Annotated in this window: 20 protein-coding genes; 17 read left to right on the forward strand and 3 right to left on the reverse strand. The window is 61.0% G+C overall.

The features are described 5' to 3' along the window. The first annotated feature begins 203 nt into the window (after positions 1 to 203). From E4O97_RS08000 to E4O97_RS08055, 12 genes are all read left to right on the forward strand, one after another. The gene (locus E4O97_RS08000) at positions 204 to 1,370 is read left to right on the forward strand and encodes an efflux RND transporter periplasmic adaptor subunit (protein ID WP_248161106.1); all 1,167 of its coding nucleotides are present in this window, start codon (positions 204 to 206) and stop codon (positions 1,368 to 1,370) included. Next, on the forward strand, positions 1,367 to 4,543 hold the full coding sequence (locus E4O97_RS08005) for an efflux RND transporter permease subunit (RefSeq protein WP_032876146.1): 3,177 nt from the start codon (positions 1,367 to 1,369) through the stop codon (positions 4,541 to 4,543). Before E4O97_RS08000 ends, E4O97_RS08005 begins: the two co-directional genes overlap by 4 nt. Then, positions 4,540 to 5,991, forward strand: coding sequence for an efflux transporter outer membrane subunit (locus E4O97_RS08010; RefSeq protein WP_216091580.1), 1,452 nt, complete (start codon positions 4,540 to 4,542; stop codon positions 5,989 to 5,991). The genes E4O97_RS08005 and E4O97_RS08010 overlap by 4 nt, the downstream gene beginning before the upstream one ends. 261 nt (positions 5,992 to 6,252) lie before the next feature. Next, a complete protein-coding gene (locus E4O97_RS08015; protein ID WP_248161107.1) occupies positions 6,253 to 7,248 on the forward strand; it encodes an HOASN domain-containing protein in 996 nt (331 codons plus the stop codon). A gap of 37 nt (positions 7,249 to 7,285) precedes the next feature. Further along, positions 7,286 to 8,272 (forward strand): HOASN domain-containing protein, encoded by a 987-nt coding sequence (locus E4O97_RS08020; protein ID WP_148853683.1) that lies wholly within the window; start codon positions 7,286 to 7,288, stop codon positions 8,270 to 8,272. Between the two features lie 29 nt (positions 8,273 to 8,301). Continuing rightward, the gene (gene purB, locus E4O97_RS08025; RefSeq protein ID WP_032876137.1) at positions 8,302 to 9,735 is read left to right on the forward strand and encodes an adenylosuccinate lyase; all 1,434 of its coding nucleotides are present in this window, start codon (positions 8,302 to 8,304) and stop codon (positions 9,733 to 9,735) included. After that, positions 9,735 to 11,183, forward strand: a complete 1,449-nt coding sequence (locus E4O97_RS08030) for an adenylosuccinate lyase family protein (protein WP_248161108.1) — start codon at positions 9,735 to 9,737, stop codon at positions 11,181 to 11,183. Before purB ends, E4O97_RS08030 begins: the two co-directional genes overlap by 1 nt. A gap of 38 nt (positions 11,184 to 11,221) precedes the next feature. After that, positions 11,222 to 12,295, forward strand: coding sequence for a class I SAM-dependent methyltransferase (locus E4O97_RS08035; RefSeq protein WP_032876133.1), 1,074 nt, complete (start codon positions 11,222 to 11,224; stop codon positions 12,293 to 12,295). Between the two features lie 150 nt (positions 12,296 to 12,445). Next, on the forward strand, positions 12,446 to 12,775 hold the full coding sequence (locus E4O97_RS08040; protein WP_032803867.1) for a hypothetical protein: 330 nt from the start codon (positions 12,446 to 12,448) through the stop codon (positions 12,773 to 12,775). 89 nt (positions 12,776 to 12,864) lie between these two features. Next, a complete protein-coding gene (locus tag E4O97_RS08045; RefSeq protein ID WP_032876130.1) occupies positions 12,865 to 13,311 on the forward strand; it encodes a GNAT family N-acetyltransferase in 447 nt (148 codons plus the stop codon). A gap of 4 nt (positions 13,312 to 13,315) precedes the next feature. Then, positions 13,316 to 13,552 carry a hypothetical protein gene (locus tag E4O97_RS08050; RefSeq protein WP_078821158.1) on the forward strand — a complete coding sequence of 79 codons (237 nt, stop codon included), beginning with the start codon at positions 13,316 to 13,318 and terminating at the stop codon, positions 13,550 to 13,552. A gap of 457 nt (positions 13,553 to 14,009) precedes the next feature. Further along, entirely contained in the window at positions 14,010 to 14,258 is a 249-nt protein-coding gene (locus E4O97_RS08055; protein WP_032876124.1) for a DUF1652 domain-containing protein, read from the forward strand. A 15-nt stretch (positions 14,259 to 14,273) separates the two neighbouring features. Here the strand turns inward: E4O97_RS08055 and E4O97_RS08060 are convergent, their stop codons facing one another. Beyond that, positions 14,274 to 14,636, reverse strand: coding sequence for an NUDIX domain-containing protein (locus tag E4O97_RS08060; RefSeq protein WP_032876122.1), 363 nt, complete (start codon positions 14,634 to 14,636; stop codon positions 14,274 to 14,276). Positions 14,637 to 14,762: 126 nt separating this feature from the next. Here E4O97_RS08060 and E4O97_RS08065 point away from each other — a divergent pair, with 126 nt between their 5' ends. The 4 genes from E4O97_RS08065 (at position 14,763) to E4O97_RS08080 (ending at position 18,242) form a co-directional block, all read left to right on the forward strand. Then, entirely contained in the window at positions 14,763 to 15,740 is a 978-nt protein-coding gene (locus E4O97_RS08065; protein WP_032876119.1) for a Gfo/Idh/MocA family oxidoreductase, read from the forward strand. A 44-nt stretch (positions 15,741 to 15,784) separates the two neighbouring features. Beyond that, positions 15,785 to 16,414, forward strand: a complete 630-nt coding sequence (locus tag E4O97_RS08070; protein WP_032876116.1) for a ribonuclease T2 — start codon at positions 15,785 to 15,787, stop codon at positions 16,412 to 16,414. 348 nt (positions 16,415 to 16,762) lie between these two features. Further along, a complete protein-coding gene (locus tag E4O97_RS08075) occupies positions 16,763 to 17,626 on the forward strand; it encodes an SDR family oxidoreductase (RefSeq protein WP_078821160.1) in 864 nt (287 codons plus the stop codon). Positions 17,627 to 17,654: 28 nt separating this feature from the next. Further along, positions 17,655 to 18,242 carry an NUDIX domain-containing protein gene (locus E4O97_RS08080; RefSeq protein WP_005788870.1) on the forward strand — a complete coding sequence of 196 codons (588 nt, stop codon included), beginning with the start codon at positions 17,655 to 17,657 and terminating at the stop codon, positions 18,240 to 18,242. A gap of 68 nt (positions 18,243 to 18,310) precedes the next feature. Here E4O97_RS08080 and E4O97_RS08085 read toward each other — a convergent pair whose 3' ends face one another. Together E4O97_RS08085 and E4O97_RS08090 are read right to left on the reverse strand one after the other, a co-directional pair. Continuing rightward, complete coding sequence (locus E4O97_RS08085; RefSeq protein WP_005788868.1) at positions 18,311 to 18,625, reverse strand: SCP2 sterol-binding domain-containing protein; 315 nt, start codon at positions 18,623 to 18,625, stop codon at positions 18,311 to 18,313. 56 nt (positions 18,626 to 18,681) lie between these two features. Then, positions 18,682 to 19,392, reverse strand: a complete 711-nt coding sequence (locus tag E4O97_RS08090) for a histidine phosphatase family protein (RefSeq protein ID WP_248161109.1) — start codon at positions 19,390 to 19,392, stop codon at positions 18,682 to 18,684. A 194-nt stretch (positions 19,393 to 19,586) separates the two neighbouring features. Between E4O97_RS08090 and sohB the strand changes: the two genes are divergently transcribed. Beyond that, positions 19,587 to 20,612: a protease SohB gene (sohB, locus tag E4O97_RS08095; RefSeq protein WP_032876106.1), complete on the forward strand. Its 1,026-nt coding sequence runs from the start codon at positions 19,587 to 19,589 to the stop codon at positions 20,610 to 20,612. Positions 20,613 to 20,797: the final 185 nt, after the last annotated feature.

Below are 20,797 nucleotides of genomic sequence, written 5' to 3' on the forward strand. Positions count from 1 at the left end.
AATCAAGAGCGGCTCGCTTCGCTTCGTGGTTACCGTCGGCTGCTATAAAGCGCGCTTGACCTGCGCACCCAATCCCCACTCAAAACACCCTCCAGACAAAAACACACCCTCCCGGTTTTATAGCGCTTGACCTTCCCAATGTGGCAAGCCCGATAAAAACCTCCAGTGTCGATGTGTCTTGAAAATTCCAAGGAGGGTGAACGATGTACGCCAAACCAATAAGCCTGATCACCGGGGCAATGGCCGTGGTGTTGACGCTGGGCGGATGCACAGACAACGCGCCGCCGGCCGCTGCCGCCAAGCCGCCCAGCGTGCCGGTGGCCGAAGTGGTGGCGCGAGCGGTGACGCCGTTTGTCGAGTACACCGGTTCGTTGACCGCCATTGAGCAGGTCGAACTGCGCCCGCGTGTCAGTGGTTATCTGCAAAGTGTCAGCGTGCCCGAAGGCCAGTTCGTCACCAAGGGCAGCCCGTTGTTTGTGATTGACCCGCGGGGATTTCAGGCCGCGTTGAACGCTGCCAAGGCGCGTTTGCGCGAGGCCGAGGCCAATGCGTTGCTGGCCCAGGCCGAGCATGGCCGAGCCGAGCAACTGTTCGCCAAGAAGGTGGTGGCGCGTGATCGCCTCGACACCGCCATTGCCTCCTTGAATGCCGGCAGGGCCCAGGTCGAGGCGGCGAAGGCGGCATTGGATACGGCACAGCTGGACCTGAGCTACACACGCGTCACCGCGCCCATCAGCGGCCGCATCGATCGTGCCCTCGTCACCGAAGGCAACTATGTCACCCGAGGGGAGACGCCGTTGACGACGATCGTTTCGGTCGATCCGTTGCATGTGTACTTCGATGTCGACGAGCGCACCTATCTGCACTCGTTGGCAGCGACCCGTGAACACGCCGGATCGAAGGGGGACAAAGCTGCCAAGGTAATGGTGGCGATGCTCAATGATGCCACCTATACGCGGGCCGGGCGGGTGGACTTTCTGGCCAACGCAGCCGACCGCAAGACCGGCACCGTGCGCGTGCGTGCGGTGGTCGAAAACCCGGACGGGCGCCTGACCCCCGGGCTGTTCGCCAAGGTCAAGCTGGACACCGGCGCGGCACAAACGCGGGTGTTGATTGCCGACCATTCCATCGGCACCGACCAGGGCCGGCGCTATGTGCTGGTGGTCGGTGACGGCGACAAGACCCAATACCGCCCGGTCGAATTGGGCCCGATGGCTGACGGCCTGCGGGTGATTGAACAGGGCCTGCAACCGGGCGAGCGCATTGTTGTCAAAGGGCTGGTGCGCCCGGGCATGACGGTGACGCCGCTGGCCGCCAGCATCGAGGGCAAGCCGCTTGAGGCACCGCTGACTGTGGGAGGCGTGCAATGAGCTTTCCACGGTTCTTTATTGATCGGCCCATCTTCGCCATCGTCCTGTCGGTGTTGATGATGATCGGCGGCCTTGTCGCCTTCTTCCACCTGCCGCTGAGCGAATACCCCGCGGTCACGCCACCCACTGTGCAAGTCACCGCGAATTATCCTGGGGCCAACCCGCAAGTGATTGCCGAGACGGTGGCGGCGCCACTGGAACAGGTGATCACCGGCGTTGAGGGCATGCTCTACATGACCTCGCAGTCGGCCACCGATGGCCGCATGATCCTGACGGCGACCTTCGCCCAGGGCACCAATGCCGACATGGCGCAGATCCAGGTGCAAAACCGCGTCTCGCGTGCGTTGCCGCGTTTGCCCGAAGAGGTGCAGCGTCTCGGTGTGGTCACGCAGAAGACCTCGCCGGACATCCTCATGGTGGTCCACCTGCTGTCTCCCGACCAACGTTATGACCCGCTGTACATCTCCAACTACGCCTACTTGCAGGTGCGCGATGAGCTGTCGCGCATACCGGGGATCAACGACGTGCTGGTGTGGGGCGCCGGTGAATACAGCATGAGGCTGTGGCTCGACCCGGACCTGATCGCTGCCCGTGGCTTGACCGCCGGTGATGTGATCGGCGCCGTACGCGAGCAGAACGTGCAAGTGGCAGCCGGCTCGGTCGGCCAGTCACCTGATTCCAATGCGGCTTTCCAAGTCACGGTCAACACTCTCGGGCGCCTGACGGACGAAGCGCAGTTCGGCGACATCATCATCCGCACCGGCGATAACGGCCAGGTCACGCGCCTGCGCGATGTGGCCCGTATCGAGATGGGCGCCGATGCCTATGCGCTGCGCAGCCTGTTGGATGGCGAGCCGGCGGTGGCTTTGCAGATCATCCAGAGCCCAGGGGCCAATGCGCTCGATGTAGCGCAGGCGGTGCGTGACACCATGCAGCGCCTGCAGGCCAACTTCCCCGAAGGGCTGGTGTCGCGGATAGCCTACGACCCGACCGTGTTTGTGCGCGCTTCGCTGGAGTCAGTCGCCATCACGCTGATGGAAGCGATCCTGCTGGTGGTCATCGTGGTGGTGGTGTTCCTGCGTAACTGGCGCGCATCGCTGATCCCGTTGATGGCTGTGCCGGTGTCGATCATTGGCACCTTCGCGGTCATGCATCTGATGGGGTTTTCCCTCAATACCTTGTCGTTGTTCGGGCTGGTGTTGTCGATCGGCATCGTGGTCGACGATGCCATCGTGGTGGTCGAGAACGTCGAGCGGCATATCGAGAACGGCGAGGAGCCCACCGAGGCAGCGCGCAAGGCAATGGGGGAGGTCACCGGCCCGATCATCGCCATTACCTCGGTGCTGGCGGCGGTGTTTATTCCCACAGCGTTTCTCAGTGGTCTGCAGGGTGAGTTCTACCGGCAATTTGCGCTGACCATCGCGATTTCCACGATCCTCTCGGCGGTCAACTCGTTGACCCTGAGTCCGGCGCTGGCCGGCCTGTTGCTGCGCCCGCGCAGCGCCGCCGTGGCGCACGACCCGCGCAGCCTGCGCGGTCGTGCTGCGCATTGGGTGCAGGTGCTGAGCCGACCGTTCCAGCGGGCGCCGCAGGCGTATGGCAACTCGGTGCGCAAGGTCGTCGGCCGCCGCGGGGTGGCGCTGGTCGCCTACAGCGCATTACTGGCGCTGACCTGGTTCGGCTTCAACGCTGTACCGGCGGGCTTTGTGCCGATGCAAGACAAGTACTATCTGGTGGGTATCGCCCAATTGCCCAATTCGGCCTCGCTGGACCGTACCGATGCGGTGGTGCGGCAGATGTCGAAGATCGCCCTGGATGAACCGGGCGTCGAAAGCGTCGTGGCGTTCCCGGGGTTATCGGTCAACGGCTTCGTCAATGTGCCGAATGCTGCGGTGATGTTCGTCATGCTCGATCCATTCAAGGAACGAACCTCGCCCGATATGACTGCGGTCGCCATCGCCGGGCGCCTGCAAGCCAAGTTCGCGAGCATCCCTGACGGATTCCTCGGCGTATTCCCGCCGCCGCCGGTGCCCGGCCTTGGGGTGACCGGTGGCTTTAAGTTACAGGTCGAGGACCGTGGCGGGGTTGGGCTTGAGGCATTGGTGCAGCAGACCCAGGTATTGATGACCAAAGCCACTGAGTCGGGCCAGGTCGCCGGATTGATGACCAGCCTGGACGTCAACGCACCGCAGTTGAACGTCGACATCGATCGCACCCAGGTCAAGAGCCAGGGCGTGCGTCTGGCGGATGTGTTCGAGTCTTTGCAGGTCTATCTCGGGTCGCTGTATGTCAACGACTTCAACCGTTTCGGCCGGACCTACAAGGTGACCGCCCAGGCTGATGCCGACCATCGTATGCAGGCCGAAGCCATCGGCCGCCTGCAAGTGCGCAATGCGGCCGGGAACATGTTGCCGTTGTCGGCGTTTGTCACCGTCACACCGGGTTCCGGCCCGGACCGGGTGATTCACTACAACGGCTACCCTTCGGCGGATATCTCCGGTGGGGCGATGCCTGGGGTCAGCTCGGGGCAAGCTGTTGCGCTGATGGAGCGGCTGGCGCAGGAGGTACTGCCCGAAGGCGTGACCTATGAATGGACGGATTTGACCTACCAGCAAAAACTCGCCGGGTCATCGGCGCTGTTTATTTTCCCGCTGTGTGTGTTGCTGGCGTACCTGATCCTCGCCGCGCAGTACAACAGTTGGCTGTTGCCTCTGGCGGTCTTGCTGATCGTGCCCATGTGCTTGCTCAGCGCGATCATCGGCGTGTGGCTGGTGGACGGTGACAACAACGTGTTCGTGCAGATCGGGTTGGTGGTGCTGGTGGGGCTTGCGGCGAAGAACGCCATTCTGATCGTCGAGTTTGCCCGCAGCCTCGAAGCCGAAGGTGCGAGCCCGTTGGAGGCGGTTGTCCACGCGTGCCAACTGCGCTTGCGGCCGATCCTGATGACGTCGCTTGCATTCATCGCCGGCGTGGTACCGCTGGTATTGGCCAGTGGCGCCGGGGCCGAAATGCGTCATGCCATGGGGGTTGCAGTGTTTGCCGGGATGTTGGGCGTGACGCTGTTCGGCCTGTTCCTCACGCCGGTGTTCTACGTGGTGATGCGCAGCCTGGCGCTGCGCTTGCAGCGTCAGGGTTCGAGTCCGAAGTTGCAGCTGGAGGAGCGCGCATCATGAAACGGTCTTTTCCACTCTTTATGTTGCCGTTGCTGCTGGTGGCCGGCTGCGCTGCGGTAGGGCCTGACTATTCCGCGCCGGTGCTGCACGCCCCGCACAGGCCGGCAAGCTTCGGTGCGCCCGTTGCAGGTCTGGGCAGCGGTGAGGTCGAGGTGCAGTGGTGGCAAGTGTTCGACGAGCCGGCACTCAGCCAATTGATTCAGCAGGCGCTGGCGGCCAACCACGACATCGGCATCGCCGCCGTACGCCTGGATGAAGCCAAGGCGATGCTGCGCGAGAGCCGCCAAGGGTTTCTGCCCAGTGGCGGTGCCGCCCTCGGTTATGAGCACCGACGGCGCAGTGAAGTCGAGACGCCGCTGGGCCAGGAACGCTCAATCGAAACCACCCGCGCGGCGCTGGATGCGGCCTGGGAAATCGACCTGTTTGGGCGCGTCCGCCGCTCGGTAGAGGCAGCGCAAGCGCAGGCGGGGTCGCGCCAGGCATTGCTGCGCAGTGTGCAGGCGAGCGTCGCCGCCACCGTCGCGGCCACCTGGTTCGAACTGCAAGGGATCGAAGCTGAACAGGCGGTGGTCGCGGATATCAGCCAGAGCCAGCGCGACAGCCTGGGCCTGGTGGAACATCTGGTCAGCGTCGGCGCCGCCACCGAGTTCGACCGGCTGCGCGCCGAGGCCTTGCTGCGCAATGTCGAGGCGGTAGCGCCCGACCTTGAGCGGCGACGCGCCGCCTCCACCAACGCGCTGGCCGTGCTACTGGGGCAAGCGCCGCAGGGGTTCAATCCGCCTGCGGCCAAGCCCGGCCGTGAGGCCTTGAACCTGCGTACCCTGCAAGTCGGCGACCCGGCCGGCTTGTTGGCCCGGCGCGCCGATATCGCTGCGGCCGAACGCACCCTGGCGGCTGAGACTGCGCAAATAGGCGTGGAAACCGCCGGCCTGTATCCGGATATCCAGGTGCAGGGCTCCATCGGACTACTGGCCGGAAGCCTCGGCTCCCTGGGTGATGCAGGCATGCAGTCGAACGTTATCGCTCCGGTGATTCGCTGGTCGCTGCTGGACACCGGGCGTGTACGCGCACGGATCGCCGCCAGCGAGGCGCGTACCCAAGCGGCCTTGATCGCCTATGACCAGACCGTATTGCGTGCCCTGCAGGAAACCGACGATGCGTTCCAGGCCAACAGTGCCGCGGGCAGCACCTTGGGCCTGCGGCTGCTGGAGGCGGCGGCCAATCGCGAGGCGGCCAGGTTTGCGCGCACGCGATTTGCCGAAGGCGAGGGCATGTATCTGGATGTGCTTGAGGCCGAACGTGCCGACTTCACCAGCCGCCGTGCGTTAACGGCGGCGCGCACCCAGCAGCGCTTGGCGGTGGTGGGGATCTACAAGGCGCTGGGCGGTGGCTGGCAGATTTGTGAACAGGCGGGGCAGGCTTGCAGTGGGGCTGCGGCGCTGCGTTAGCCACAGCCGAGCAAAAACACAGCACGGCAGTGCAAATGTGGGAGGGGGCTTGCTCCCGATGGCGGCGGGTCAGTCAGTACATCTGGCACTGACCCACTGCCATCGGGAGCAAGCCCCCTCCCACATTTTGCTCTCCACACGCCAGGTAAATGTCCATTGGGAAAAGAAATTTCCTACAGGTATTGACCTTGCCACTAGAGGAACCTTTAGCCTTTTCTTCGAGTACGCCAAATCACAAAAACAAGAATCGAGGGGTTATCAATGGATACTGCTGCCCTGTTACAACGCTCGGATTCCGACCTGTTCACCACGGCCTCGACACTGATGGCCAGTGCCCTGGAACCCGGCGCCCACTACGCCCAGGTCATCCGCGCGCTGGAAGCACTGCTCGCGCTGACCCGGCAAGGCTTGTCGGGGGATGCCGATGCCTACGCCCACTACCAGGCAGCCCTGCTGCAACTGCACATTCCGGGCGATCCACGCACTGAGCCGACCCGCCGTTGGATGGCCAGTGAGGTCTACCGCGCCGAAGATGAGTTCGCCGCCGACCTGCCGGGCTTCACCGCGTTGCCGGTGGATGAGTTCCGCCAGTTGGTCGACGCTGAAATCGCCGCGCGCAGCCGGGTCAACCACCCCATGTCGGTGCACCTGTTCCAGGGTACGCCGCCTGTGCAAGATGTGCGGTTCTTCCTGGCGCATCACTGGACCCGCTCCTACAACTTTTACAGCCTGCTGGCCGAACTGGCCTTTCGCTTTGAAGCGATCGAAGACGCCTCGGTGTTCTACCGCAACCTTTACGGTGAAGCGGGTGCCGAGATGCCGGAGCGTTCGCACCCGGCGATGCTGGCCCATCTGATGGAGTATTTCGATATTGCGCTGGCGATCGATTTTCCTGCGCTGCATCCGTTGGAAAAGGCCTACCTCAATAATCGCATTCGCTGCGTGCGCCACACCGATGTCGCCTGGGGCCTTGCACTGCTCTATGCGGTGGAGTCAGTCAGTTGCGTCAACCATCGGCGCATCTACGAGCTGTTGCAACGCCTGGATGTTCCACAGCAACCCAGTGAATTCCATCGCCTGCATGGCACCCAGGATGAGATCGATACCGAGGAGATGTGGGCACTGATTGCCAAGTTCGCCGGCGATGAAGGCTTCCAGCGCACGTTCATGCGCGCGTTGAAACGTCACTTCGAAATCAACAAGGCCTACTTCGACAGTTTGTGGCAGCAGATGCAGGCACAGCGCCTGTCTGCCTGAGCCCTGTGATCGCAGAACAACAATAATGGAGCACATGATGAGCCCACTTAATTTCTCGCAGCCGCAGTTGCAGAATATCCACACCGCCGAAGCCCGCTTGTTGGCCGAAGCGCTGAAGCCCGAGGCAACGTTCAATCGCATCGAAATTGCCGCCAATATGCTGAGCGGCCTGTGCGAGTCGGGCTTGCAGGGCGACGCCGCAAACGCGGCGCAGTGCCAGCAATTGCTGTATATCCTTTCGCTCAGCGATGATGTTGCCAGCGCCTCGACCCGTCGCTGGCTGGCCAATGCCATCTATCGCGTGCAAGAGCGCTTCATGCCGTCGGTGGATCTGGCATCGCCCTTGTCCGAAACCGGCTTCCAGCAACGCCTGGAAGAACAAATTGCCGCGCAATCGCGAGAGCATCACCCGATGTCGCAGTATGTGTTTGAGGGCAAGGCTTCCCGTGAACAACTGCAGGTATTTCTGCGCCATCAATGGTTCCGCACCTACCGCCTGTACCGTGATGCCGCCGACCTGTTGGTCAACCTGACCGACGTCGACGAGGCCGCCGCACTCGGCCGTTATCTGTACGGCGAGTTGGGTGAAGAGGACGAGCAGCGTTCCCATCCTCGGTTGTTGGCCAAGCTCCTCGCCGCCATTGGCCTGACCGCCGATTTCGAAGCCATCTCGACCATGCCCGAAGAAATCGCCTACCTGAACAACCGCGCGCGGTGTTTCCGTAACCCCGATGTCGGCTGGGGCCTGGCGGTGTTCTATATCACCGAACTGGTGGTGCCCGGCAATCACGGCAAGCTGTACAACGCTTTGCGTAACGCGGGCTTGAGCCAGGACGACGCGCAGTACTACGAAGTGCATATCAGCCTGGTGCCGCCACGCGCCAAGCGTGAATGGGCGCTGATTTCACGTCGTATTCCGGACCTCGGGTTCCAGAACGCGTTTCTGACGTCGCTGGCCGAGCACTTCCGGCTGGAGCGGGCTTATTACGATGCGGTCTGGGAAGAAATGCAGCGCGTGAAATAGCCCTCCCTGGACAACGCGAGTACCCCGACATGCCAAGTCATATAACTGAATCCCGTATCCACGGGGGCGCTTACTCGTCCCCGGAATTTGCCGCGATCTTCTCTGATGCCAATCAGGTGCAGAAGTGGCTCGATGTTGAAACAGCACTGGCGGCGACCCAGGCGCAGATGGGCATCATCCCCCCTGAGGCCGCGCGGGAAATCGCCCGGGTCGCCAGTGTGGAACTGCTGGACCTTGATGCCCTGGGACGCCAAAGCATGGAAACCGGGCATATCCTGGTGCCGACCCTTCGCGCACTGGAGGCCCTGTGCGCCGATGGCCTGGGTGAATACGTGCACTACGGCGTGACCACCCAGGACATCCTCGACACCGGCCTTATGTTGCAGGTCCGCGATGCCTGGGGCCTGGTGTTGCAGCGTTTGCGCGCTATCCGTGGGCATTTGCTCAAGCTTGCGCTGCGACACAAACACACGGCGATGGTCGCCAGGACCCACGGGCAACAAGCGCTGCCCACCACGTTCGGCTACAAGGTGGCAGTGTGGGTCGATGAGATCGATCGACACCTTGAGCGTTTTGACGAAGCCTATGCCCGGGTCATGGTGGGCAATCTCACCGGCGCCGTGGGCACCCTGGCCGGTCTTGGCCCGCAGGGCCTGGAGGTGCAGCGCCGGACTCTGGAAAGCCTCGGCCTGGCGGCACCGTTGAGCAGTTGGCACAGCGCCCGCGACCGCATTCTGGAGGCGGCGTGGTTGCTGGTGCAGGCATCGGCAACCCTGGGTCGGGTTGCCAATGAGATCTACCACCTGCAACGCACCGAGATTGATGAGGTGCGCGAAGGGCGACGGGCAGGGCAGGTGGGGAGCAGCACCATGCCCCACAAGCAAAACCCGTCGACGGTGGATTTGATCAGCGCGCTGTCGCGCCTGGTGCGTGCGCAGATGCTTGCGCTCACCGACGCGGCATTCCAGCTGCATGAACGAGACGGCACCACCTGGCGGATTGAGTGGGCTGCCTTGCCGGAGCTGTTCATCTATGCCGGGGCCTTGCTCGCCCGTATGGAAGGCGTACTGCTGGCCGGCCTGGACGTGCGCGAAGCACGGATGCGCAGCAACCTGGATATGCTCGGCGGGCTGATCCTGTCGGAACGCATCATGCTCGCGCTGGCGCCGCGTCTGGGCAAGCAGACGGCCCATCACCTGATCCACGACATCGCCCTGCAGGCTCAAGGTTCGGGCGGTTCTTTTCGCGAAGCCTTGCTCAGCGATCAACGTCTGCACGGCTGTTTCACCCGCCAGGCGCTCGACGACCTGCTTGACCCGGCCGCCTACACCGGGTTGGCGGCGGAGATGGTCGAGCAGGTGGCCAATAAAACAATCCCCCGCTGTTCAAGCGATGACCTTGAAGCGGTGATGGCAACCCAAGGCAATACCAGTCAGTCCCAGTACGCTATGGAGGGTATGTAATGGATGCGCAAACGTTGGAAACGGTAGCCCGTGCGTCTTGCACCGCACGCACCGAACACCTGGGCCTCGATCATGAAGGCGAGCAATGCCGCCATGAACACAGCCACATTCTCGACTCGAAAACCCACGGTTCAGGCTATGCCGGCCCGCAGAGTCGCAAGATCTTCTGCAGTCACTGTCGCTTGCAACGCTGGCTGGATGTGGAAGCCGCGCTGGCCATGGCTCAGGCCGATGTGAATATCATCCCGCGCGAGGCCGCCCTGGAAATCGAAAAAGCCGCCTTGCTGTCGGGCATCAATGTGCGCCAGTTGGCCGAGGGCGTGGCAGCCACCGGCCATTCGCTGATGCCGTTGCTGCGCGCCCTGCAAAAAAATTGCAGCCCAAGCGCCCGCGAGTACGTTCACTACGGCGCCACCACCCAGGATATCCAGGACACCGCCCAGTCCTTGGAAATGCGCGACGTCCTCGACGCGATGGACCAGGCCCTGGAGACCTTGCTCGGCAAGTTGTCGACCCTGGCCGATGCGCACCGTGACTCGCTCATGGTGGCCAGGACTCACTCGATCCCGGCATTGCCGACCACCTTCGGGCTGAAGGTCGCCGGCTGGATCGATGAACTGTTGCGGCATCGCCAGCGCCTGGCCGAAGCGCGTCAGCGTGTGCTGGTAGTGCAGCTGTTCGGCGGGGTTGGCACCATGGCGGCGTTCGGCCCGGAAGCGATACCGATGCTGGAACGCTTCGCGCAGCGCCTGTCGCTGCAAGTGCCGCTGACGGGGTGGCACGTGTCCCGTGACCGCGTCGCGGAGTTTGTCAGCACCCTGGCCATGGTCACGGCCTCCTTGGCCCGTGTGGCCGATGAGATCCGCACGCTCAATCGCTGGGAAATCGCTGAAGTGGAAGTGGGCTGGAGCGACCAGCAGATCGGCAGCAGCACCATGCCGCACAAACGCAACCCCGAAGGCTGCGAGCAAGTGGTGGTGTTGGCGCGGCTGGCCAAGGCCCAGGTCATGCTGGCCCTGGACGCGATGATCCTCGAACACGAGCGCGATTATCGCGGCACACGCCTGGAATGGTGTGCGGTGGCGGACGTTTCTCACTATGCGCTGATGGCGCTGTCGATCCTGACCGACACCATCGATGGGCTCACCGTTAACGTCAAAAAGATGGAGGGCACTGCCCATGCCTACGGCGATGCGATCTGCACCGAAGCCGTGGTGTTCGAAATGGCGCGCAAGTTGGGCAAGAGCAGCGCCTACCAGATCATCTTTGAAGTGTCCCAGGCCAGCCAGCGTGATCACGTGTCGATCCGCGCCGCAATCGAAGCCGACGCCCGGGTGCTTGCCGTCATGAATGCAGGCGCTTTGGCGCGACTGTTCGAGCCGAGAACTCACCTGGGCATGTCCGAACACATCGTCGATAACGTGCTGTCCAAACTGGCGGCGCGTTGATCACTGAACAGACTTGCACAATCATCAAGGAGCGACAGATGTCCAAACTTATGGAAGTTGATCAAGCCAAGGTTCAACAGTTTTCGGCGCGCATCATGGAGGACTACGGCAACACGCTGCGCGGCGCCATGCTCTACATCGGCGACCAGTTGGGCTTGTTCAAGGCACTGGCCGACGGCGAGGCCGTCACCTTGGAACAATTGGCGCACAAGACCGGCTACAACGCCCGCTACTTGCGTGAATGGCTGGGCAGTATGGTCACCGGAAATTATGTGACCTATGACGCGCAAACTCGCCGCTACCGGATGCCCGCTGAATTTGTGCCGGTACTCGCCGATGAAGACTCGCCGTATTTCGCCGGTGGCATCATCCAGTTGAGCGTGCCGTTCGTAAGCATGGCGCCCAAAGTCATCGAAGCCTTCCGCCATGGCGGTGGCTGCGCCGAAGAAGCGTTCCCGCTGGAAACCTGGAAAGGCATGGAGCGCATGACCATGCCTTGGTACAAGCACTACCTGGTCCAGCACTGGATCCCGTCCCTGGACGGTGTCGAAGAGAAGCTCAAAACCGGCGGCAGTGTGCTGGATTTCGGCTGTGGCGCGGGCTTGGCGGCGATCACTATGGCCAAGGCTTACCCCGAGGCGCGCATCGTCGGCTGCGATTTCCACTTGCCTTCCATCGAGTTGGCCCGCGCCAACGCCGAGGCGGCTGGGGTGGGCGACCGGGTGCAGTTCGAGGTCAACGATTCGGATGCCCTGCGCGGCCAGCAGTTCGACTTCGTGACCACTTTCGTGGTGATCCACGACGCCACTGACCCCCAGCAAATGCTCAAGGATCTGCGCGCCGCCACGGCCAAAGACGGCACCTACCTGATGGTAGAACTCAACCTGTCCGAAGAGCTGCACGAGAACATGAACCTGTTCGGCCGCGTCATGTACCCGCAGAGCACCCTCTATTGCATGACTTGCTCGCTGTCCCATGGCGGGGAAGGGCTGGGAGCGTTCATGGGTGAGAAACGTGCGCGCCAGATGGCGCAGGCGGCCGGTTTCAGCCATTTCCGCAAAGTCCCCTCGGAGTGGCCGCCGATGCCGGCGCTATTCGAACTCAAGCCTTGATGTGAACTTGCTGTGGCGAAGGCGCTTGCACCCTCGCCACGGTGCGCAGCGTTCCCGAAATATTGCGCAATAAGGCAATTTAATGGCCCCTTTGTAACAAAATCCTCGCCAAAATCACTTTTATTTTCAGGTGGTTAGGCGGGGATGCAAATGCGCACTGTTGGAATGATGCTGATTGCCTGCTCCCTGGCGGGGGGCGCGACCACCGTACAGGCTCGGGAGTTGCGTGAGGGTGACAAGTACATGTGCAGTTGGGGCGCGGGCACAGCTGCCAGGGCTCAGGAGTTGAAGTTGTCCGGAGTGTCGCTGTATGCCGCTCGGCAGAAGATCCAGACCATCAAGTTCAACAAATCCTGGATGCGCATGATGGCCATGGGGATTACCGAGCAAACCTATGACAGCCACTCAAGACTGAAGCCGGAGGCGATCCGCAAAAGTTTTTACCAGGATTGCCTGCGCTACAAAGTCGCACGTAAATAAGCCGAAGCCGTTTAACGACGCTTACAAATCCCCCACAAACCCTGTGTGAGTATTTGCATACAATTGCGCACTTCTTCATGGAGGCTTGTATGCGAGTGCTTATTCGAGCGGCGACAGCCGATGATGTCGATACGCTGTGCGCTATTCGCACCTCGGTGGTGCAAAACCATCTGAGCCTTGAGCAGATGGCCGAACGGGGGATCACGCCGCCGGTACTGGTCGACGCGATACGCCAAGCGCCTTGCGCCTGGGTCGCCGAAGTCAACGGCCAGGCCGCCGGATTTTCCATGGTTGATCTGGATGAAGGTGAAGTGTTCGCGATGTTCGTGTTGCCCACACACGAGAACCTGGGCCTGGGACGGCAACTGATGGCAGTGGCTGAAGCCGCTTTGTTTGAACGCCACAACAGGCTGTACCTGATCACTGACGGGCGTGATGAAATCCGTGCCAACGGTTTCTATCAACGCCTGGGCTGGTCCAACGTCGGCCCAGTTGATGGCGACGATGTTCGCTACGAAAAGAGCAGGGCACCCTAAGGTCATGAGTGCCCAAAAACCCCCATCCTCCAACGGCTTGCTGTATCTCGCCGTGGGGGTGCTGTGCCTCGCGGCGCTACTGGGGTTCTATTTCGTTCAACTCAACGCCCAGGTGGACCGCCAGCGTGAAGAGGCCGCTGAGCGCCTGGCGCTTTGTCGGCACATGGAGACCGTCGTGGAGGTGAGCGCTGCCAGGCGCGCTGAACTTCAACAGACGTGCAAGCAATTGAGTGAACAGTGATTAAACAGTGTGCCGTACCTAATCAAGAACCCTTTTTTATAAATGGACTTATGGCACGGGTATAACCGTTACTTGCACCAAAAAGTGGCACTAACTTTTCCCGTTACCATAAAAAACATGTGGTTATTTAATGACTTACGGCGCTTTCAATCCGACGAAAGGATTAAAATAATCTTGTTACACGTTTTTACAGTCGCTACTATAGCCGGGCGTTCACCTCCCACGGTTTATGCATTTTTAAATCCCAAGTTTCCATCAGCTACTTGGGATTTTTTTTGCCTGGAATTAAGTACGGGCAATAACGGCAGCGATACGACCTGTCATTCGAAACGCGCTCGTTGCCGGGCGAAATGAGGCATGGCTAACACTTTTGCATCAATCGTCCGGCCTGCGGCAAAACCTCATCTACGCTGTTTGGATCACAACCATCAGGTAGGCCCGTACAAGGGCGCTTGTCATGATCTCGATCGTCGAATTCAACCGCATCATGGCCTCGGGGTTCCAGCCTCTTTGCTGCGACTGCACCTTGAACAGCGATGGCTCGCTGCGCATCAGCATCTATGAGCCGCAGTCCGGTCGCGTCGATCTTCTGTTGACGTGCGTATCCCCTGAAGGCCTAAACAGCATCCGTTCCATCTCAAACCTGATTGGTGAGTTGCGTGCCGAGATCAAGGCCGGGCGCCGTGGGTTTGCGGCGGTAGGTTAGTGGTTGTGCGCGGCGTCAGAGGCGCCGCAGGAAGGATTTGACGATGTGACGGGTGGCGTCGGTGGTGTCCAGTTCGTCCAGGGCGCTGTAGGCGTACCACTGGCAGGCAACGATTTCGTTGCACGGCCGCGCCTCCTCGATATTCACCACCGAGGCCTCGAACACGTGGTGCAGCGTGTCGCGGGCCTTCAGCTCTTGCAAGTACAGCAAGCCATCGACGCTTAATCCGGTTTCTTCTTCCAGCTCGCGTTCGGCGGCGCCCACCGGGCGTTCGTCGCGTTCTACCTTGCCGCCCGGCAAGGCCCACTTTGATCTGGCCTTGCGCACAAAGAGAATATGCCCTTCATGTTCGCAAATGACGGTTGCCCTAATTTTCATCGTATGTGCCCCCGCGCCGGATGAATGTCACAAAAGTGTAATGCAAATGTCATGCTAAGTGGTTATGGCGTGCCGGGTTCTGTATGTGGATACTGCCCGATTGACGAAGACGAACGAGGGCATTCGATGAAGACCATACGCTGGGGCATGATCGGCTGTGGCAGTGTCACTGAGTTAAAGAGTGGACCCGCTTTCTACAAAGCGCCAGGTTCGGCATTGGTGGCCGTGATGGGGCGGCGTATCGAGGCGGTGCGCGATTATGCGGCGCGGCACGGTATCGCGCGCTTTCATACCGATGCCCAGGCACTGATCAATGACCCTGAGGTGGATGCGGTCTACATCGCCACACCGCCCGACAGTCACCTTGAATACAGCCTGATGGTGGCGGCGGCGGGCAAACATTGCTGCGTCGAAAAACCCATGTCGCTGAATGCCGAGCAGAGCGCATTGATGCAACGCACCTTCGAGCGCGCCGGGCTGCACCTGTTTGTTTCCTACTATCGGCGCTCGTTGCCGCGCTTTCAGCAAGTGCGCAGCTGGCTGCAGGAAGGGCGTATCGGTGAGTTGCGGCACCTGACCTGGACCCTGTGCAAGCCTGCCGCTGCAACTGATAGCAACGCCGCCAATTGGCGCACCGATCCGGCCATTGCCGGTGGCGGCTATTTCGCCGACCTGGCCAGCCACGGGTTCGACCTGTTCCAGTACCTGGCCGGGGATATTGTCGAGGTCTCAGGCTTTTCCGCGCGTCAGGCCGGGCGCTACGCGGCAGAGGATGCCGTGACGGCCTGCTGGACCTTCGCCAATGGTGCCTTGGGCATGGGCTGCTGGAACTTCGTGGCGGACCGTCGCGAAGACCGTGTCGAATTGATCGGCAGCCGTGGCCGCATTCAGTTTTCAGTGTTCGAGGACCAGCCGTTGCGCCTGGAAGGCGAAACCAGCGAGGTGTTGGAAGTGCCGTGCCATGCACATATCCAGTGGCACCACGTACTGGGCATGAATGCGCATATTCGCGGGGACGCCGAACATCCGTCGCTGGCGATCGAGGCGTTGAAGACCGATATCATCCTGGACAAGGTGTTGCAACGTTACTCCAATCATCCCTAGCTGCCGCGATAGCGTAAGACTTCATTTTTTAAAGGAATACCGGGATGAAATACTGGATGGTGTTGTGGCTCCTGATCGCCACAGTTGCAACTGCGGCGCCGCGTGACCAAGGGCTGCCGGGGGAGTTTGACTTTTATGTGCTGTCGTTGTCGTGGTCACCGACCTTCTGCCTGACGCACCCAGGCAATGAACAGTGCACGGGCAAGGGCTATGGGTTTGTGTTACACGGCTTGTGGCCGCAATACGCGCGGGGAGGGTGGCCGGCCTCCTGTGCGCCACAGTCACGCTTGAATGACGAGGAAATGGACAAGGGGGCGGCAATGTTTCCAACCCGTGCGCTGCTCAAGCACGAGTGGGCCAAGCATGGCACCTGCAGCGGGCTCGAACCGCTGGAGTATCTGGACAAGACCGACACGGCACTCGGCGCGGTAGTCATCCCGCCGCAACTGCAGCCGTTCAATACACCCGCGTCGCTACAGGCGCGTGAGATTGAGGACTTGTTTCGCGAGAGTAACCCGCGCATGGGCAATCACGGCTTGGCAGTGATCTGCAAGGGCAAGGTGCTGTCGGAGGTGCGCGTGTGCCTGACCAAGGAACTGGCATTCACCGGATGCCCGCGCAGTGTAAAAAGCCAATGCCGTAGCGGTGATATTCGCATTCCGACGCAGCGCTGAGCTCGATTGCGGGAGCCAGGTTGTTCTCGTGACGGCCTAAAAGCAACACTGATCTTGTGGGAGGGAGCTTGCTCCCGATGGCGGCCTCAGGGCCGACCACGAGGCTGGATCAGACCGAGTACATGTCCATTCCTGTGGTAACGGCCGCTATTGGTTCCGCTTTTACAGCGGGTCACTTTGGAAAAGAGGATGGCATGAAGGCTCCAGGACAAAGGCGAAACACGGGTTTTACCAGAAGGTCCGCGAGCGCAGGTATTAATACGACGGTCGTGACAGATGAAAGTGTTACAGCATTGAACAACACGGGTGCCGATTGTTAGGGTAGACGGCCAACAGGAGGGTAAGTACATGGATTTCACCGGCAAAACCGCGATCGTCACCGGCGGCGCACGCGGCTTGGGGCTCAGTTATGCACGAGGGTTGGCCCTGGCCGGCGCCCGTGTGGTCATCAGCGATATTGGTGCCGACAAGATGGGTGCAGGCACCGATGCGTCGGTGGTGCAACAGGCCGCCGACACCCTGCGTGACGAAGGGCTGACGGTGGTGGGCCATGGCGGTGACTTGTCCACGGACGAGGGGTGCCGGCAACTGATCGCGTTTGCCCTCGAAATGTTCGGCCGGCTCGACATCCTGATTCACAACGCCGGTTGGGTGGGTTACCAGCCCATCGCAGAACTGGACGCCAGCTTCCTTCAGCGCGCCATGGACATCAATCTCTACGCCCCGCTGTGGCTGTGCAAGCACGCTTGGCCGCACCTGCTGCGCTCTAGCGCGCCGCGCATCATCCTCACCACTTCCGACCGCGCCATGTATGCGCAATACGAGCAAACCGGGCTAGTGGCTTACAGCGCCGGCAAGATGGCACAGTTGGGCATCATGAACGCGCTGAGTCATGAAGGCGCCGAGGCCGGAATCCGCGTCAACGCGATCTCGCCGGTGGCCAAGACACGCATGTGGGGCGTGACCGACGAGCCGGACGAACTCAAGCCGGAGTGGGTGACGCCGGGGGTCTTGTTCCTTGCTTCGTCGCAGTGCACGGATACCGGCTACATACTGCGCGCCAGCAACGGTCAATTCACCGCGACGCGTTTCAGCGAAAATCCCGGCGTGGATTACCCGCGCAATCTCGCCCGTATAAAAGCGGGGAGTGCTGAAGATGTTGCTGCCGCATGGTCGCGCATCAAACAGCCGCATACCCAGGCCATCACCTGAATCTGTCTCCCTCTACCAAGGCTTGACCATGAACAATAGCCCCGTGCGCATCACTGGCGAAGAAACCCTTTCGGACAACTGGTACCTGTTGAAGAAATACAGCTTCGACCTGCGCCGTCGCGACGGCAGCTGGCAAGCCCAGACGCGTGAGGTCTACGACCGGGGCAACGGCGCAACGATCCTTTTGTACAACCGCGAGCGCCGCACGGTGCTGCTGATTCGCCAGTTCCGTATGCCGACGTTCGTCAACGATTACTCCGGCTACCTGATTGAAGCAGCGGCCGGCTTGCTCGACAACGCCAGCCCCGAAGAGCGTATACGCCTGGAAGCCGAAGAAGAGACCGGCTACCGCGTGGGGCATGTGGAGAAAATCTATGCAGCGTTTATGAGCCCGGGATCGGTGACTGAACGGATTCACTTTTTTATCGGTGAGTATCAGCCAGGCGATCGAGTTGGGGCGGGCGGTGGCCTGGAAGAAGAGGGCGAGGATATCGAGGTGTTGGAGCTGGGCTTCGAGCAGGCGCTGGCGATGGTGCAGAGTGGGGATATTGTGGATGGAAAAACGATTATGTTATTGCAGCATTTGGAGTTGCGGATACTGAGAGACGGGTGGTGATGGGACCAGGCGTGCAGGCAAAAAAATCCCGCCTGTAAAGACGGGATTGTTTGACCCGGGTTACCGAATCAGGAAGGGAACAGTTCGCTCAACTTCATCGCCAGCATCATGTCGCCTTCGGTGCGCAGCTTGCCGCCCATGAACGCCTGCATGCCGTCGGTGGAACCGTCGACGATGCCTTCCAGGGTCTCGCTGTCCATCACCAGGGTGACTTGGGCGTCAGGGTTTTCACCTTCCTGGAGTTCGCAGGTCTTGTCCTTGACCACCAGCGAAAAATTCTTGGTGTCGTCGATACGGAAACCGAACACCAGGTCCAAGCCTTCGGCAGCGCTTGGGTTGAATTTGGCTTTCATTGCTTCTACAGCTTTGGCTACGTCAGTCATGGTTTCGATCCTTTTATGGTGAGTCCAGTGACCTTGGGGTCACGGTTGGCCGCAGTTCATCGGAAAGTGATGAGCTGCGGCGCCTTCAACAGTTGCAGGTGGGCATGACTGTTGAAGGAAGCCAGTGCCACCTCGCGACCACGGAATTTCAGCTGGTTGAGCGAGGTGTTTACAATTTGCCAGTTCATTTCGAACGCCTGGGCTGCAGGCATTCGGGTAATCAGGTGGAGCAGGGCGGTGATGGTGCCGCCGGACGTGAACACCGCGATTTTGTCGGCGCTCCGGGCGGCCTCAAGGATGCGTTGCAAGCCACCCTGGACCCGCTCGACAAACCCCAGCCAGCTTTCCAGCCCAGGTGGGTCATAGGTGCCGGCCAGCCAGCGCTCGATGATCAGGGCGAAGATGCGCTGGAACTCGCTGCGGTTCTGCGGGCCATTGCGCAGGATATGCACGGCATCGGGCTCGCTGCCGAGTAAATCAGGCAGCAGGCCGCGGATGATGGCTTCGCCGTCGAACTCGTTGAAGGCGCTGTCGGTTTCGAGTATGGGGGCCGGCAGGCCGAGGGCGCGGTATTGATCGAACGTGGCGCTGGCGGTGTGTTGCTGGCGACGCAGGTCGCCGGCGATACAGCGGTCGAACACCAGGCCCACGTCTGCCAGATGGCGACCGAGCACTTGCGCCTGTTCCACACCGACGGGCGACAGGACGTCATAGTCGTCTGCACCGAAGGAGGCCTGGCCATGTCGAATCAGATAGATGCTGCCCACGTCCGTTTTCCCGGTACGTTGAAAGTCTGGCGAGGTTATGAGGATGCCTGCGAGCTGTCAATGAAAAAACATACGCTTGTTTTAAAAGCCCATTGGAGCCCGCCTGCTGGCGGTTTGAGCACTGGCTCCAACGCAGTGGCGTCGGTATGCTGGGGCCATCCGCGCCTGGCGCAGTGCATTTTTTAAGGAGACATATGGATTTTCTGGCCGAATACGCGAGCTTTCTGGCGAAGACCGTCACCCTGGTGGTCGCTATTCTGGTGGTATTGATCAGCTTCGCAGCGCTGCGCAGCAAGGGTCGTCGCAAGTCCGCCGGCCAACTGCAGGTCAGCAAGCTGAATGATTTCTACAAGGGCCTGCGCGAGCGCCTGGAGTCGAGCCTGCTCGACAAAGACCAGCTCAAGGCGCTGCGCAAGTCCGAGAGCAAAGCCGAAAAGAAGAAAGACAAGAACAAGCCCCAGGCCAAGGCACGGGTGTTCGTGCTGGATTTCAATGGCGACATCAAGGCGTCGGCGACCGAAAGCCTGCGCCATGAAATCACCGCGCTGCTGAGCCTGGCCACACCCAAGGATGAAGTGGTGCTGCGCCTGGAAAGCGGCGGCGGCATGGTGCACAGCTATGGCCTGGCGTCGTCGCAACTGGCGCGCATCCGCCAGGCCGGCGTGCCGTTGACCGTGTGCATCGACAAGGTGGCGGCCAGCGGCGGCTACATGATGGCGTGCATCGGCGAGAAGATCATCAGCGCACCGTTCGCCATCCTCGGCTCCATCGGCGTGGTCGCGCAGTTGCCCAACGTCAACCGCCTGCTGAAAAAGCACGACATCGACTTCGAAGTGCTGACCGCCGGTGAATACAAACGCACCCTCACGGTGTTTGGCGAAAATACCGAGAAGGGCCGGGAGAAGTTCCAGGAAGACCTGGACATTACCCACCAGTTGTTCAAGAACTTTGTCTCGCGGTACCGCCCGCAATTGGCGATTGATGATGTAGCGACCGGTGAAGTGTGGTTGGGTGTGGCCGCCCTCGACAAACAGTTGGTCGACGAGCTGCAGACCAGCGATGAATACCTGGCCACCAAGGCCAAGACTGCCGAAGTGTTCCACCTGCACTATGCCGAGCGTAAAAGCCTGCAAGAGCGCGTGGGCCTGGCGGCCAGCGGTTCGGTAGACCGGGTATTGCTGACCTGGTGGAGCCGTTTGACCCAGCAGCGGTTCTGGTAAATCCTCAGGCTGTAGGCGGTCCCCTGTGGGAGGGGGCTTGCCCCCGATGGGTACGGACATCCACACAACCTATTAGCTGCCGACCGTAACCACGATGCGAAGCGAGCCGCTCTTGATCTTGCTTTTGATCTTGGGCGCCCCGTTAAACCACGCTGGCCGGAATTCGACAGGGATTTGGGGGGTAA

Origin of the sequence: Pseudomonas sp. W15Feb34 (assembly GCF_023127765.1) — a bacterium.
GTDB classification, from domain to species: Bacteria; Pseudomonadota; Gammaproteobacteria; order Pseudomonadales; family Pseudomonadaceae; genus Aquipseudomonas; species Aquipseudomonas synxantha_A.

Bases quoted from the DNA above. Each gene is read 5' to 3' on its own strand.
- E4O97_RS08000 (WP_248161106.1), top strand. From the start codon at position 204: ATGTACGCCAAACCAATAAGCCTGATCACCGGGGCAATGGCCGTGGTG.
- E4O97_RS08005 (WP_032876146.1), top strand. From the start codon at position 1,367: ATGAGCTTTCCACGGTTCTTTATTGATCGGCCCATCTTCGCCATCGTC.
- E4O97_RS08010 (WP_216091580.1), top strand. From the start codon at position 4,540: ATGAAACGGTCTTTTCCACTCTTTATGTTGCCGTTGCTGCTGGTGGCC.
- E4O97_RS08015 (WP_248161107.1), top strand. From the start codon at position 6,253: ATGGATACTGCTGCCCTGTTACAACGCTCGGATTCCGACCTGTTCACC.
- E4O97_RS08020 (WP_148853683.1), top strand. From the start codon at position 7,286: ATGAGCCCACTTAATTTCTCGCAGCCGCAGTTGCAGAATATCCACACC.
- purB (WP_032876137.1), top strand. From the start codon at position 8,302: ATGCCAAGTCATATAACTGAATCCCGTATCCACGGGGGCGCTTACTCG.
- E4O97_RS08030 (WP_248161108.1), top strand. From the start codon at position 9,735: ATGGATGCGCAAACGTTGGAAACGGTAGCCCGTGCGTCTTGCACCGCA.
- E4O97_RS08035 (WP_032876133.1), top strand. From the start codon at position 11,222: ATGTCCAAACTTATGGAAGTTGATCAAGCCAAGGTTCAACAGTTTTCG.
- E4O97_RS08040 (WP_032803867.1), top strand. From the start codon at position 12,446: ATGCGCACTGTTGGAATGATGCTGATTGCCTGCTCCCTGGCGGGGGGC.
- E4O97_RS08045 (WP_032876130.1), top strand. From the start codon at position 12,865: ATGCGAGTGCTTATTCGAGCGGCGACAGCCGATGATGTCGATACGCTG.
- E4O97_RS08050 (WP_078821158.1), top strand. From the start codon at position 13,316: ATGAGTGCCCAAAAACCCCCATCCTCCAACGGCTTGCTGTATCTCGCC.
- E4O97_RS08055 (WP_032876124.1), top strand. From the start codon at position 14,010: ATGATCTCGATCGTCGAATTCAACCGCATCATGGCCTCGGGGTTCCAG.
- E4O97_RS08060 (WP_032876122.1), bottom strand. From the start codon at position 14,636: ATGAAAATTAGGGCAACCGTCATTTGCGAACATGAAGGGCATATTCTC.
- E4O97_RS08065 (WP_032876119.1), top strand. From the start codon at position 14,763: ATGAAGACCATACGCTGGGGCATGATCGGCTGTGGCAGTGTCACTGAG.
- E4O97_RS08070 (WP_032876116.1), top strand. From the start codon at position 15,785: ATGAAATACTGGATGGTGTTGTGGCTCCTGATCGCCACAGTTGCAACT.
- E4O97_RS08075 (WP_078821160.1), top strand. From the start codon at position 16,763: ATGGATTTCACCGGCAAAACCGCGATCGTCACCGGCGGCGCACGCGGC.
- E4O97_RS08080 (WP_005788870.1), top strand. From the start codon at position 17,655: ATGAACAATAGCCCCGTGCGCATCACTGGCGAAGAAACCCTTTCGGAC.
- E4O97_RS08085 (WP_005788868.1), bottom strand. From the start codon at position 18,625: ATGACTGACGTAGCCAAAGCTGTAGAAGCAATGAAAGCCAAATTCAAC.
- sohB (WP_032876106.1), top strand. From the start codon at position 19,587: ATGGATTTTCTGGCCGAATACGCGAGCTTTCTGGCGAAGACCGTCACC.